The organism is Candidatus Bathyarchaeota archaeon (assembly GCA_026014805.1).
Taxonomy (GTDB): domain Archaea; phylum Thermoproteota; class Bathyarchaeia; order Bathyarchaeales; family SOJC01; genus JAGLZW01.
Genome location: JAOZHR010000032.1, coordinates 13,355 through 27,743 on the forward strand (window position 1 = coordinate 13,355; position 14,389 = coordinate 27,743).

Sequence of the window (14,389 nt, forward strand, 5' to 3'; positions counted from 1 at the left end):
CATGGCTAATCTATTGTGTAACTGAGTGATACCAACTGATCAGGTATTCTGGTAATTTCAACCCTTTTCTATTCAACGTTTCTATTAACCTAACTGGCAACGGGCTTAAAACGTATGCTACTCTCATATAGAACCTTCGAGGCTGACCTGGCTTAACCTTTTCTTCTAGAGTTATTTTGAAATCCGACTTTTTAGCTAATGTTGATGTTTCTTTACCAGTAATTGACATTACAATTCCGTTCAACTTTTTGAAAATTTCAAGCCAACTGATAACCGGTTTAGTCTCCCCAGAAAATGACACCAAGATCTCTAGATCTCCCGCTCTAGGATGTGGAGTGTTCACCCCTCTAGCTATGTAGACATTGTCTCCTAAGAAACCTTTGATGTGAAATAGTCTAACAGCTGCCATTTTGACAATTTCGTTTGCTGTGCCTTTTCCACCCAAAAATACGTTTGTTCGTCTTTCAAGAAGATCAACAAGATGCGCATAGGTCTCCGAATCTACATTAGAGTCAATTATCTGCCCAAGTTGTTCAAATTCTTGCTCGCAGAGTCGAAACACGTCATTTACATGTAAGTTTCTGACGATCGCTTCAGTCATCACCGATAGAAGAAGCAAACTGCCTAACTCAAACACGTCACCCATGATGCCTCTTTCGCTGTATTCAAAAGAAGGCTTCGCTCTTCCCCGACCTTTTAGCTCAAGCACATGTCCGTGTTCGCGAACTATCTTTGCCAAAGGAGAGTTTATGTTCGATGTTACGAGTCCCATGGAAAATTTAGATGTCCTTTTATCTTCAATATACCTCGCCAAGTCTTGTGCCATTGCCAGAGGATCTCCTGAGAAGCCACTTCCAGAGCTAATCAATAGCAAGGTTTTTTTGTGTCGTCTTTCAAACTCAGTTGCCGCGTCATACATATTTTTTCCTGGAAAACCTGGATCGTCAGGAGTGACAACAACTTTGTTTCTCCACCCAATTTGGCTCATTGCGATCTGACTCATCGCTGCATTCAATGAATGAAGTGATCTACCCGACCCACCGCAGACTACGCAGTTTGCCGATTTCAGATCTTCATATAAGGGGAGCAATTTGTTTCTCTTTAAAGCGAGAACGTTGCTCCTGATTCTGTTGACGTATCCTATACTGCTTACTTTACTTCTAATTTCACTCCCCCCATGCTAGAGAAGGAGATAAAGGAATTTAAATCCTTAGACTGGTATCTGCATAGACCGACAAGGTTTTATCTATCAATGGAATTCTGCAAAGTGAGGTTTAAGGAGAAGTTGCCTTGACTTTTGCTGTCTTATGTGATTTTGATGGTACTATTGTTGATATTGATACAGGTGTTTACATATTGGAAAAATTCGCTGGAGAAGATTGGAGAATATATGATAAGCAGTTTGAGAAAGGAGAGATGACGCTTGAAGAATGTCTTCAGAATCAGTTCTCAACCGTTGCTGTTCCAGAAACGCGGATATTAGATGAAATTCAACTGGTTACAAATGTTAGAATAGATTTTGCAGAGCTAGTCGAATATTGCAAAGCAAGTTGCCACTAGTCATAGTCAGCGCTGGCTTGGACTTTGTTATTAAACAATTCTTGGAACTAGAAGGCTGGAATGGCTTCATAAAGGTTTATGCTCCGAAGACAAAGTGCACAGCTGATGGAATCAAACTTACATTCCCCCAATTGTTCCACAACACATCTGTCAACTTCAAGGATGATCTAGTAGCACATTACAAAGAACAAGACAAAAAAGTGGTCTACGTAGGTGATGGAATTGCAGATTACGATGCGGCTAGAAAAGCCGATTTCCCGTTCGCAATTAAGGATTCCAAGTTAGCCAGAGTATTGAAGAAAAATAGGATCCCACACACAGAAATAAACGAGTTCAAGAAAGTTGTGGAAACTATTGTATGCGCATCAAAGAAAAGATAGAGCCGGATCTAAACCTTTCATGAAGCACATGTATCCTTTAACGAATCGCGTGCATGTGTTAAATTTCGATAGGCTTGTAGACCTTGCTTTGAAGTTGCTATCCTGCCAAACCGTAAAGGCGAAGGCGGTCTGGTAAAACGCTCGCGTAGAGATTGAAGTGAACAGAGATGTAGAAGAGAAACTCGTGCACACAGACAAGCTTAAATAGACAATGTGTCAACTGATTGGACAGGCGAGGATTAGAATTCCATGAGAATGCTAGTTTTTCGTTGACTATTGCGTGGAGGTGTAATTTGATTGTCGTATAGAGAAAATCGAGAAATGCACAAGGCCGTATGCGCCGATTGTGGTCAAGAATGTGAGGTTCCCTTCAAACCTGACGGAAGCAGACCCGTATATTGCCGAGAATGCTATTCCAAACGAAGACCCCCGAGAAGATCGAGAAGATATTAAGCTTATTAGCTAACATTTTCGGTCCATTTTACGCACCTTTTTTATTTTTTTATTTTTTTTATCAACAGCAATAATAAGCAGAACGCACACTCTTCTATGAGATTGAGAATAATGCCTAGAGATCCAGTTTGTGGCGCCGTTCTGGACGAGAAGACAGCCAAGTTCAAGATCACATACGATGGCGAGACCTATCATTTTTGCAGCATAACCTGCAAGAAGAGATTCAAAAGGCGCCCAGTGAAGTTCATGAGGTAGACTGACCTGCAGAACAGCTAGATATCTTCCAGAAAGGGCAGAATATTACCTGGAGAAAAAAGAAAACATGTCAAAAATGGCTTCGGTAATGGAAGCAGTATTAACAAAAAGGTAGGAAAACAATGCGAAACAAAGTGTCACCTTATGAATACCTCGCGTTTCTTTCTTTGAAATATGAAGTTGACGCTGACACGTTTTTCCAAGCGTTGGTTTCAGCTGGCAAAAACCGCATATCCACATGCGGGGGCCTCTCGATCGAATGTCGATGCAAGCAAAAAGAAAGTGCTGTCTTTATGATAACAAAAGGGTCAAAAGTTGTAGCCCAGTTCCCGATGTCAACAGAATTTCTATTGATGCGAGGTAATCCAATCAAAGACGCTAGAGAAACTGGTGTGTTTCGTAGACATCTCATAAAAAAGGATAGAGGATCGCAATTACTACAGATCAGAGAGTTACGAGTCGGAATGAAACGCGTTAGTTTGAAAGCTGAGGTTGTTGAAATCGCAGAACCTACGTTTGTCGTTACAAGGTTTGGAAACTGCGCTAGCGTGGCTAATGCATTAATATCGGACGAAACTGGAAAAATCAAGTTGTGCTTATGGAACGAGCAAATAAACTCTATATCTGTAGGAGATACCGTTCAAGTTGAGAATGCAAGAATATCCGCATTCAGAGGAGAGAAACAGTTAAGACTTGGAAAAAATGGTGACCTTCATATCTGTCGAAAAGTGATTGACAACTAGAAGGACATTAGAGTATGGCTAGACCGAGATAATCATGCCAGACTCGTGCGCGATTCGGGTTTTGTCGGGGCTTTCTGCGACCGCAACGAAGATAGAAAAAGAGTGGAACTGGCGAGATATCTACACTCTATGTCGGGTTCAATTCCCATCCTCAGCTTCCACGCATACATCCACATAAGTTTTCTCCGCACGCGCATGGAAGTATAAGTAGCCTCAACGTTTCTCTTTGCGCTTTTTCCTTTTCTCTTTTCTTTCCCTCTTGGTCATTGGCTTTTTCTTAGAGCTTTTTCCCATACCCAATCAATTCACACCATATTGAGGTTATGGCAAAGCAACATTAAACTTACGGTCAATACGCGCGTGCAAGAGGAGACAAAGTAAGACTAGCGCTTTTCGTCTTTGCAACCACCGAATTTTTCTTCTTGAGAAACACGATAGGATGCTTTTCTGCATCAGCAATCCTAAATTCTACATTATTATGAAAACAAAGTCTATAAGACATTATAACAGTTTCTAGTCATGGTTGGGAAAAGGATTACAGTTCCCCTAACGGGAAGGGAGAAAGGAGATGCTTGTAAAACTGGTTCCCTCCCCAACCAATCATATGGATGTATTTTCTAGAACTAACTTCTATTTAAGTTCTTACGTGTGCGCGCAAATGTTATAAGCCATGTATAACGCGTATCATCAAGTGTGAGAATGAACAATAAGATTCGGTCTACGTTCTTGTTGTTGGTCTTGCCATACCTCTTTATAGGCCTTTGGTTTGTTAGTTCCTCTACTTGTATACTATGTTGGCCGCGATGCGCACGCGCATAAGTAGGAGTATAACAAACAAAGAAGAATCCCCACGCAGAGTGGAGACATCACCCGCAACTCCCTTAATAATAGAGTCAGATGAAAATACTTTGGGAAAACTCAACGAATTTCGGCACAAAAACAGAGTGGAAGGTTATGACTTTAGGAACTTTAAGGCAGCGTTAGTGAAACTTGGTCCAAGACTACGGAGAGGAAAACTAAACTCGTTAAAACCTGCGATAATGCTAGTTGCCTTAAAACAAAAGAAAGGTGAAGTTACAAAGTGATGCAGAAACCCTCCTCTTTAAATGTTGAGAAAAAAAGGATGGTTTATGTAAGCACTTATCCGCCGCGAGAATGTGGTATAGCAAACTTCACGAAAGATCTAATCAATGCTATAGATCAGCTTCAGGAGTATAGATCATCAGTGGTGATCACAATAAATGAGAAGGGCGCAATTTACAACTACGAAAAGAGAGTTAAATTTCAAATTGAACGAGACTCTATTGAAAATTACGTCCAAGCCGCTCGTTACATCAATCTATCCAAAATTGATTTAGTAAATCTCCAACATGAATTCGGTCTTTTTGGAGGCGACTGGGGAGAATACATTAATTCATTTTTAGAGAATCTTCAAAAACCAATAGTAACTACACTCCACACTATCCTACCAAACTTTGGATCGACTGCTCGAACAGTTTTGGAAAACATTGCACACTATAGTTCGTCAATAATCGTCATGACGAGAACAGCTCTGCAACTATTAAGAAATTACAATATTAAACCTAAAAAAATCAACGTTATCCCGCATGGTTGTCCTGATGTTCCATTTGTTACCAGTGAAAAGTCTAAAACTTCTCTTGGTTTAAGAAGCAAGATAGTTTTGTCTACTTTTGGATTGATAAACAGGGGGAAAGGTATTCAATATGCCATTCGAGCACTCTCTTCCCTCGTCAAGAAAGAACCAAAGATTCTTTACCTCGTAATTGGAGAGACTCATCCGGAAGTGAGGAGAATTGAGGGCGAGCGTTATCGGAAGAGGCTGATGAGGTTGGTTGATGAACTCAAATTGGGGAAACATGTACGGTTCTACAATCGTTTTCTCTCTAAACGGGAACTAATTAGGTATCTCCAAGCAACAGACATCTACATCACTCCATACGTCGATCGGAATCAGATCAGCAGTGGAACGCTTGCCTATGCCTTAGGAACTGGTAAGGCTATTATATCAACCCCGTACCTTCACGCTGAAGAGGCTTTGGCAGATGGACGAGGATTAATATGTAAGTTTAGAAACCCTGCTTCAATCGCTGAATGCATAAATAGACTTCTAGAAGATCCGGAACTAAGGCTTAGCCTGAAGAGAAAAACGTATGCTTATAGTAGAAACTTTATTTGGCCAAAGGTTGCAGAAAAACATGCCAAGTTGTTCAATCGTTTTCTTAAAGGCTAATGGGTGATGAATATTAAGCTACCTATCAAACTAGATCGTCTTAAAGCACTGACAGATGATACGGGTATTCTTCAGCATACTAAATATTCGATTCCCAACAGAAAGGAAGGCTATACTACAGATGATAATGCGCGTGCGCTAGTCGCGTGCATAAAATTCCTTCAGTTTCATAATAATTCTGATGTAAGTAAGCTAGCTACTACATATTTGAGTTTCTTATTTCATATGCAAAGACCTGACGGTAAATTTCACAATCTATTAAGCTATAGTCGTAATTTCCTTGATGATGTGGGGTCAGAAGACTCCATGGGACGATCGCTATGGGCTTGCGGATATACTATTTTGACTAATCTTCCGAAAGGTATTGAAACTATATCAAAGGAGATTTTTGACAAAGGCTTTCGACACGCACCTAACTTTAAGAGTCTTAGAGCTAAAGCCTTCACAATTCTGGGTCTCTGCTACTATTATGAGGCTTTCCCGCATGACCCCAATCTTTCCAAAAACATTGTGTCATTGACGGAGCAATTGTTGGACAGTTATCAGCAAGTATCTTCTTCTGATTGGTGTTGGTTTGAACCTTATCTTACATATGTTAATGCGCGTTTATCGCAAGCTCTTTTTTTGGCCTACGGCATCATTGGAGATGAAAGATACCTCCAGACAGCGAAGAAATCCTTTGACTTTCTTGTTAAAGTTCAGGTAATTGATGAGAAAATCATTCCAATCGGAAACAAAGGATGGTATAAGAAGGGTGGCAAAAGAGCCCTATATGACCAACAACCAATCGAAGCATCATGCATGGTAGAAGCAGCACTAGCCGCCTTTCGCGTGACTGGCGATGAGAAATATCAAAGAATAGCCCATATCGCTTTTGGTTGGTTTTTAGGGAAGAACTCTCAGGACGTGATGGTTTACAATCCGAAAACAGGTGGTTGTTATGACGGAATAACGCCCGAAGGAGTGAATCTAAACCAAGGTGCTGAAGCTACGGTGTCTTATCTTCAAGCTCGCTTGGAACTTAATGCATCGAAATGATCATCGTGCATAAGAATAATGATACTTCATTAAACGTTTTACAGCTAAAATTCTAGAGGGTATTTGTTCAGCAAAACATCGATTCAAGAGAATATGGATTTTCCATTCATAAAGTAAAAGAAATATGTGAGAACTATATTATGGTTTGAGGGATGTGGATAGGATGTTGAAGGTTCGAGACATGATGGTCAAAAATGTGGTAACGGCGAAAGGAAAGATCTCTGTAGAAATTGCCATTGAGATGCTCTATAAAAAACATGTAGGATCAATAGTGGTGACTGATGACGAAGGAAAGTGTGTAGGGATATTTACAGAGCGGGATGCTATTAGAATTATGGCCCAAAAAACCCCTCTAAACACGCCTCTAAAGAAGGTCATGACGAAAAACATCATAACTATTCGGGAGGGTGCTACGTTCGAAGAGGCAAGGAGGGTTATAACGACGTATGGAATAAGACATCTACCAGTAATAGACCAGAAAGAAAAATTAGTGGGAATGTTGGCAATTAGAAGCTTCCTAGATGAACTTTTTGGAATATCGCCTCTAAAATCGAGTTAGGAAATAAAGAGTCATGAAGCGTTTTCAAGGCAATCCAATTCTCGAACCAGTGGCGACGCATGCTTGGGAATCTTATAGAGTATTTAACGCTGCAGCTTTTTATATAGATAAACGAGTTCACATTCTATATCGCGCCATGGGCAATGACGGTGTTTCTCGTATTGGTTATGCCGTTTCAACAGATGGTTATCATATCGGTGAACGTTCCCCGTCTCCTGTTTTTGAACCAACAAACATTACAGAAAAAGATGGCTGTGAGGATCCTCGGATAACTCTTCTCGGTGAAAGATATGTTATGACCTACACAGCGCTATATAGACATAATCAGCAATGCGTGCATCAAGTCTCCATAACTTCAATCAACATTGAGGATTTTCTCAATAAGAAATGGAAATGGGGGGATAGACGGCTACCTTTTCCAGGCATTCTTAATAAAGATGCCGTGATTTTTCCTAGGAGAATTAATGGGCAATATGTTCTTTTTCATCGCATCGAACCGAATATTTGTGCAGCCTATTCCGTTGATCTCCATCGGTGGTGTGATATAAAGGCTGTAATCAAGCCTAGACCGAAAACTTGGGATTGTTGGAAAGTTGGCGCGGCTGGCCCACCAATAGAGCTTAACGAAGGTTGGCTCTTCATTTACCACGGAGTGAATTTTAACAGTGTGTATTCTCTTGGCGCTACACTACTTGACAAGGATAACCCGGAAATAGTTCTTTACCGTTCCGAAAAGACAATATTGACTCCTATCGAGGACTATGAACGTTTTGGTAAAGTGCCCAACGTTGTCTTTAGCTGTGGAAATGTTATGATAGACAATCAACTTCTCATCTACTATGGGGGTGCCGACGACGTTCTGTGCGTTGCCACCTACGACCTTAGTGAGCTACTGCCCAAAAAATAATGTGCCTGCGCGCGCTTCTGGCGGTCTGCCAAATTGGAAGACTTTGGGCTACTTTCACTACTGCCTATACTTAGACACACGAAAAACCTATCTCTTTTTGACAGGATTACAGCTCCATTCTGGATGATGGAATCCTATCAAACGACAATGCTCGCACGCCAACCTAATAGACTCTATTACCCGCAAGCTTCCCCTCTTCTGAATGCCAGCACAACGCACGAGTGTCATCCAACTAAATGCTTATGAATATGCAGTGATACTCACGTTGATAGTTCTGCAAGGTGTATGATTAAATGGATGCAAATACAAAAACCATTATTGTTTCAAGGTTTGATTTGTCCAACGGAGAGGTTCAGAAGCGAGAGGATACTGTGGCCATAGAGGATTCATTACATGTATTTCTTGGAGCTGTTCATTTAGTATCTATTCTTTGTTCACCAACTTTTTTGAAAGAGTTGGTTGTGGGTCACCTACTGAGTGAAGGGATAGTTCAGTCGGTTGATCACATCGTTGATATTCGTTTTGATGGAGAGCATCGATGTAGTGTAACGTTGCAGAAGACAGGCGTTGAGACTCATAACATCATTTCTCAGTCTTTTTCCAGGTTGGTCGTCTCAGCATGTGGAACTATGGGCTACAATTCGCTCTCAGAACTTCTTACTAGGATTGAATTGAAACATTTGTCCTCTTGGCAGATCAATGCGAGTATAGTCAAGGAATGTGTTTGTAAGTTGAATAAGTTGGCTAATGCTTTTAGGAAGACAGGGGGAGTACATGCCGCGGCATTGTTTAGGCCTAATGGGGAGTTGATTGTGTTAGCTGAGGATGTTGGACGCCATAATGCAGTCGATAAGGTTATTGGTGCAGGGTCGTTGAGTGGTGAGAACTTGGAAAGTTGCTTCTTGGCTTTGAGTGGTCGTATGACAGGGGATATTGTTTTGAAAGCTGCACGTGTGGGAATACCAATTGTGTCTTCTTTGGCTGCAGCAATTGATTCGGGGGTTAAACTAGCTGAGAAAACTGGCGTGACTATAGTGGGATTTGTGCGAGGGAAACGAATGAATGTTTATACTCATCCAGAGAGGATTAAAATCTGACTTTGCGCCAGTTGACTTTCCATAGAGTCAGCGAGTGTGAGAACCCTCAAGCAAAGCTTTAGCCAGTTCTGTTGGCAGAGGAGTCTTATTATGAGTTTTCTCACTGTAAGCAACTATCACTACTTTGACCTTATCGACCCATATCTGAGTCTTCAGCTTCTCTCCCCTCTTATAGAATGTATGGGCTAAGGTGAGCGTCGTAGTGCCGCCTTCTTGACTTCGGTCCTCACATCTACAAAGTCTCTTGGTGAAACTTGAGAAAAATACTCGAAGCAGGTATTCCTTGGAAAGGAAATTCGATATTTGTCATAGAAGTACATTTAAGAAAAACCTAAACTCTTCAGCAAACCTGTTTCCCCTAATTCACAATAGCGGCAATACACCCGCCAATTTAGCCTCTTGAAAGCGTCAGTATCCTCTGGAAACACTATAATGTTTTTTTCCTCGTATGACATACGACTATCTAAAGAAAAGATGACTCAGATATGGATTAAGAATATATGCATTAATGTCTTCAATGCATGCATGGTGAGTGGGTAGTTGCAGAATCTTAACTATTCGTTGGAAGAGAGGATTCGTAACCTGAAAAAAGAAAGGAATGCGGTTATCCTAGTCCACAACTACCAGCCACAAGAAGTGCAGGAAATCGCAGACCATCTTGGGGACTCTTTAGAGCTGAGTCAGAAGGCTGCTTGTAGCGATGCAGAGCTGATTCTGTTTTGTGGAGTACATTTCATGGCTGAAACTGCATCAATACTGTGCCCAACCAAAACAGTGTTAACCCCAGATGTCAACGCGCGATGCCCAATGGCAAACATGGTAACAGCTGAAAGGTTGAAAGCTCTCAAGGAAAAGCACCCAAACGCTACAGTAGTCTGTTATGTTAACACAACAGCAGAAGTTAAAGCAGAAAGCGATATCTGCTGCACCTCCTCTAATGCAGAGAAAATTGTACAATCTGTAGAAGGATCTGAAGTCATCTTTGTGCCTGACAAGTATCTTGCTAATTATGTATCGACCAAAACCAAAAAGAAGATCATCCCATGGAACGGGTTTTGTCCCACTCACATCAAGATCTTACCAAAGCACATTACGACACAAAGAAAGTTACACACAGAAGCAGAGGTTATGGTCCATCCGGAATGCACACCGCCAGTAATTGCGCTGGCAGATAAAGTACTCTCGACTGGTGGAATGTGCAAATATGCCAGGCAATCAAAAACCAGAGAAATAATTGTAGGCACTGAAATCGGAATCTTGCACAGGTTACGAAAGGAAAATCCAACTAAGAAGTTCTATGCAGGCTCAGAGTTTGCTGTGTGCCCAAATATGAAATTAATCACTCTTGAAAAGATATTGTGGTCACTAGAGGATATGAAATACGAAGTCGAAGTTCCTGAGAACATTCGCATTAGAGCCAAGCAAGCAGTAACCAGGATGTTAGAGGTTTCATAAAGGCGTCTTATGTGTTATGCATGCATTTATAGGAATTTAAGGATTTTTACTTCACATGTGGAGAAAAAAATCACAAGGTGAGACTATTTTGGAAGGCTATCAAAAGAAAACGCTGTGCGTGTGTGCGCATTGTAAGTTGATTATCAATATGGTTATAAAATAGAAGCTATAAGGCTATCACTTGAGGAGAAGATGCTGTGAAGAGGAATCCTGTTATTCAGGCCATGCTTGATCACAAATCAATTCGAAAATATACCGATGAAATGCCTTCTGACAAAGTGGTAAAAACGATTGTCAGGGCAGGTCAACAGGCGCCTTTCGCTTCTCAGTATTACAGCGTGCTATTGTCTCGAAATCCGGGGCGTAACCCCTACAAGGCGCCGCTCCTATTTACGATATGTGTTGATTCGCATAAATTCGAACTCATTATGGCTAAAAGGAATTGGAAGTTGACCACCAACGATCTTGCACTAATGCTATTTGGAATTCAAGATGCAGCTCTAATGGCAGAGAACATGGTGATTGCGGGAAGAAGTCTTGGGCTTGGAAGTTGTTTCCTTGGACATGCACCATATGTAGCTGACAAAATCGCAGAAGAGTATGACCTGCCCAAGAGAGTGTTTCCTCTAGTACAACTAGTGATGGGCTATCCATCGGAAGACCCGCCACCGCGACCACGGTATCCTATGGAATTCACTCTTTTTGAGGATAAATATCCTAGGCTAGATCAAGACACGGTTCTAAGAGCCATGCAACAAATGGATGAAGGATATCTCGCTCAAAACTACTACCGAAAACTAAATGCTAAGATACACTTAGACAACCGCAAAGAAACATTCACCTACGAAAACTACAGTTGGACAGAGCACATCTGTAGGAAGTGGGGTCAATGGTATCCAGACCCAAAGGCTCTACTTGAGCAATTCGAAAAACGTGGATTCTATATTATCGGAAAAAGACCACAACATTCTTCTGCAAGCGCTAAATAATGTCAAGTGCTTAGACTACCTATACTCAGACGCAGACACACACGTAAAGATCCAAGCGTCCCACTCGATAGATTTTTCCAGAATCAACAATCCACACAAGTCAGTTTTACATTATTGAGAAATGTACAACCAATATGCAAGGAGACATACACGAAAACGAGGAGACGTATCAAGCTTGCGAGGTTTGTAAGCTCTCGTATAAGGAAAGGTCTTGAGCAGAAAAATGCCAAGAGTTCTGTGCAAAGTATAATGCTTGTTCTCTAGAGATCACGAGTCACGCTGTTATCTTGATGGAAAGATAAAATTTGTAGTCATTGGTGTGCGGGTCCATCTTTTTTGAGGCCGTTCTAGTTTTTTATTTCCTTGTCTCGGTGTGTTCTATTTGGCTATACATTCAACGGTGCTTTCAGCTGCATGTGACGGGTTACTTTCGACTACTTTTAACTTGCCGTATCTTCCGATTCTTAGCTGCTTTTCACCTCGAAACACGGTGACCCTTGCGTTATCAATTTGAACTTTGTCGTTGACGGAAATACTTTGGATTCGTTCGTTCCACAAAGGCACTTTGATCGTGCTGTTTCTGTCGGAAAGGGTCGCGTTTGCAAAAAGGACATACTCGTTGAGTCTAGTTAGGACCAGTTTTGGGCTTGAGATTTCGGTGACTCGTGCTCTTAGGCTAACTCCTTTCATTCCAGCTTTTAAATCCTTAATGTGTACACGGCCAGTTCTAGGTGCTTTTCTATTTTTCATTGCCACGATCCAGTTAAGTCTCTCACGCAAAAAGTCAAATCGTTCTAATGGATTAGGTTCTCTAAGGATTTCTTCCGGTATCGGAAACTGTGCGACCACAATGTGATCTTTAGTAATGAGAAAGATGCATCTGTCGTTTTTCCTTACGCGGGATTGAATGGTTAGCCCTCGGCATATGGCTTTTCCGTTCTTCCACGCGTGCACAAATGCGTTGAAAAACTCGGTAGCGTCAATTTGGTGTTTCATGGAGAGTCTTACAAGATATTCAAGGGTCATAGCGTTAGATCGAGGGTAATGGCGACCCTTAGGACGTCCTCTTGCACCCCACATTCTATTTCTCACCTCAGATTCACCTTTGAATGGTAAGGTAACCTTTCTTTCTTAACCATTCAGCCTGATTTCTTCTGTATCTCCAGAAGATGTCGCCTCGTTTGTCAAACTGAAAGTCCCAAGGGGAAACCAAGACGATGTCACCTTGTCTAATCCAGAATCGTCTCTTCATCTTACCTCGGATTCTGCAAAGTCTTGTGTGACCGTCTTGGCACTTCACTCTAATTCGGTCGTTACCTAGCATTTGAATGGCTATTCCTAACACATCGCTTGTGGCTGGGAGTACCATATTTCCGAAATCCTCTTCGGTGATAATTTTTCTTTTTCCCATTCTAGTGTTCACAACAATTGGGTGGGTGTTTCTGATTCTTTTATCGCAGTTTTGGTTAGAGCTTTTATGCTATTGAACTGTGTAAGTTCTCCATAACTGACAAGTGTTATTGCTGTTCCTTCGAGTCCCATCCTTGCCGTTCGTCCGATTCGGTGAAAATAAACCAGCGCATCCACTGGAACGTCGTAGTTTATTATGTGTGTTATTCCATGGATATCTAAGCCTCTTGCAGCAACATCAGTTGCAATAAGCAATTTTAGCTTGCCTTTTCTGAATAGATTGATGACGAATTCTCTCTGCCGTTGAGTGAAACCAGCGTGTAGAGGTTTTGCGTCATATCCCCGCTCCGTCAGTCTATCTGACAGCATAGTTGTGAAATTACGCGTTCTGCAGAATATTATGGCTCGTTCTATGTGGTTTGTGTCTAAAATATCCAGTAAGATTCCAAACTTGTTCGCAGGGTTTACAACCATGTAATACTGGTCTATCTGTGTAAGAGCTATCTCGTCTTTGCTTACTAGTATCTTTTCAGGGTTCTTCATGTATCTGTTGCACAATCTCATTACTGACTGGTCTATTGTTGCCGAAAAGAGACTTGTTTGCCTCTGAGCTGGCACTTTCGAGAGTATATATTCCACGTCATCTATGAATCCCATATCAAGCATTCTATCAGCTTCGTCGAGAACGACAATTTTTACTGACGCCAGATTTAATGTTCCTCGTTTCAGATGGTCGATTACGCGACCTGGCGTACCCACAACAATGTGGACACCTTTTTCCAATGCTGATATTTGCCTTTGAATAGATGCTCCTCCATAGATGGGTAAGACTTTAAATGCTGCATACTTACCAAATCTGCCTACATGCTCAGCAACCTGTACTGCGAGTTCACGCGTTGGCTCTAAGACCAGGCCTTGAACACTGTTAAGCCTCGGGTTCAGGCATTCAACCATTGGAATTCCAAAAGCAGCAGTCTTGCCCGTTCCGGTCTGAGCCTGCCCAATAACATCTTTGCCTTTTAACAACGGGATTATCGCTTGGGCCTGAATCGGAAAAAGATTATCGAATTCAAGCTCTTCAATCCCCTTCATCACTTCTGAACTCAACGGTAAATCCTTAAAGTATTCCACTTGCATACGTTTCGTTATTCCTATCACAGATATTTTTCATGAGTCTTAAAAGCTTTCAAAAGCTTCTTAAATTAAGCATGAGTTAATGTGACAACTCCATTAAACCGCATCACTCTATAAAAGAGTTTGCCAAGCGCGCGGGAATTCCCGCGTATACATTG

General features: G+C 41.5%; 17 protein-coding genes. 13 read left to right on the plus strand and 4 right to left on the minus strand.

The window, feature by feature from the left end; all coding sequences use genetic code 11:
- Positions 1-10 precede the first annotated feature (10 nt).
- Complete coding sequence (locus NWE91_09510; GenBank protein ID MCW3986623.1) at positions 11-1,003, minus strand: SIS domain-containing protein; 993 nt, start codon at positions 1,001-1,003, stop codon at positions 11-13.
- A 287-nt stretch (positions 1,004-1,290) separates the two neighbouring features.
- Between NWE91_09510 and NWE91_09515 the strand changes: the two genes are divergently transcribed.
- The 13 genes from NWE91_09515 to NWE91_09575 all read left to right on the plus strand — a co-directional run bounded on the left by NWE91_09515 (position 1,291) and on the right by NWE91_09575 (position 11,687).
- Positions 1,291-1,560: a hypothetical protein gene (locus NWE91_09515; protein MCW3986624.1), complete on the plus strand. Its 270-nt coding sequence runs from the start codon at positions 1,291-1,293 to the stop codon at positions 1,558-1,560.
- Positions 1,539-1,940 carry a haloacid dehalogenase-like hydrolase gene (locus tag NWE91_09520; GenBank protein ID MCW3986625.1) on the plus strand — a complete coding sequence of 134 codons (402 nt, stop codon included), beginning with the start codon at positions 1,539-1,541 and terminating at the stop codon, positions 1,938-1,940. The genes NWE91_09515 and NWE91_09520 overlap by 22 nt, the downstream gene beginning before the upstream one ends.
- A gap of 321 nt (positions 1,941-2,261) precedes the next feature.
- Positions 2,262-2,393 (plus strand): DNA-directed RNA polymerase, encoded by a 132-nt coding sequence (locus tag NWE91_09525; protein ID MCW3986626.1) that lies wholly within the window; start codon positions 2,262-2,264, stop codon positions 2,391-2,393.
- 111 nt (positions 2,394-2,504) lie between these two features.
- Positions 2,505-2,648, plus strand: a complete 144-nt coding sequence (locus NWE91_09530; GenBank protein MCW3986627.1) for a YHS domain-containing protein — start codon at positions 2,505-2,507, stop codon at positions 2,646-2,648.
- A 122-nt stretch (positions 2,649-2,770) separates the two neighbouring features.
- Positions 2,771-3,391 carry a hypothetical protein gene (locus NWE91_09535; GenBank protein ID MCW3986628.1) on the plus strand — a complete coding sequence of 207 codons (621 nt, stop codon included), beginning with the start codon at positions 2,771-2,773 and terminating at the stop codon, positions 3,389-3,391.
- Positions 3,392-4,194: 803 nt separating this feature from the next.
- Complete coding sequence (locus tag NWE91_09540) at positions 4,195-4,476, plus strand: hypothetical protein (GenBank protein MCW3986629.1); 282 nt, start codon at positions 4,195-4,197, stop codon at positions 4,474-4,476.
- Entirely contained in the window at positions 4,476-5,642 is a 1,167-nt protein-coding gene (locus NWE91_09545) for a glycosyltransferase family 4 protein (GenBank protein ID MCW3986630.1), read from the plus strand. The genes NWE91_09540 and NWE91_09545 overlap by 1 nt, the downstream gene beginning before the upstream one ends.
- Positions 5,643-5,648: 6 nt before the next feature.
- A complete protein-coding gene (locus NWE91_09550; GenBank protein ID MCW3986631.1) occupies positions 5,649-6,680 on the plus strand; it encodes a glycosyltransferase in 1,032 nt (343 codons plus the stop codon).
- 163 nt (positions 6,681-6,843) lie between these two features.
- Positions 6,844-7,239: a CBS domain-containing protein gene (locus NWE91_09555; GenBank protein MCW3986632.1), complete on the plus strand. Its 396-nt coding sequence runs from the start codon at positions 6,844-6,846 to the stop codon at positions 7,237-7,239.
- A gap of 13 nt (positions 7,240-7,252) precedes the next feature.
- A complete protein-coding gene (locus tag NWE91_09560; GenBank protein MCW3986633.1) occupies positions 7,253-8,146 on the plus strand; it encodes a glycosidase in 894 nt (297 codons plus the stop codon).
- A gap of 293 nt (positions 8,147-8,439) precedes the next feature.
- Entirely contained in the window at positions 8,440-9,243 is an 804-nt protein-coding gene (gene fdhD / locus NWE91_09565; GenBank protein MCW3986634.1) for a formate dehydrogenase accessory sulfurtransferase FdhD, read from the plus strand.
- 540 nt (positions 9,244-9,783) lie between these two features.
- Entirely contained in the window at positions 9,784-10,698 is a 915-nt protein-coding gene (nadA, locus tag NWE91_09570; protein ID MCW3986635.1) for a quinolinate synthase NadA, read from the plus strand.
- A 197-nt stretch (positions 10,699-10,895) separates the two neighbouring features.
- Positions 10,896-11,687, plus strand: a complete 792-nt coding sequence (locus NWE91_09575; GenBank protein ID MCW3986636.1) for a nitroreductase family protein — start codon at positions 10,896-10,898, stop codon at positions 11,685-11,687.
- Positions 11,688-12,065: 378 nt separating this feature from the next.
- On the opposite strand, the gene NWE91_09580 is transcribed toward NWE91_09575, so the two are convergent.
- From NWE91_09580 to NWE91_09590, 3 genes are read right to left on the minus strand one after another with little or no spacing between them, the layout of a single operon-like run.
- Positions 12,066-12,779 (minus strand): hypothetical protein, encoded by a 714-nt coding sequence (locus tag NWE91_09580; protein ID MCW3986637.1) that lies wholly within the window; start codon positions 12,777-12,779, stop codon positions 12,066-12,068.
- A 7-nt stretch (positions 12,780-12,786) separates the two neighbouring features.
- Entirely contained in the window at positions 12,787-13,098 is a 312-nt protein-coding gene (gene eif1A / locus NWE91_09585) for a translation initiation factor eIF-1A (GenBank protein MCW3986638.1), read from the minus strand.
- Positions 13,099-13,106: 8 nt separating this feature from the next.
- Positions 13,107-14,204 (minus strand): DEAD/DEAH box helicase, encoded by a 1,098-nt coding sequence (locus NWE91_09590; protein ID MCW3986639.1) that lies wholly within the window; start codon positions 14,202-14,204, stop codon positions 13,107-13,109.
- Positions 14,205-14,389 lie beyond the last annotated feature (185 nt).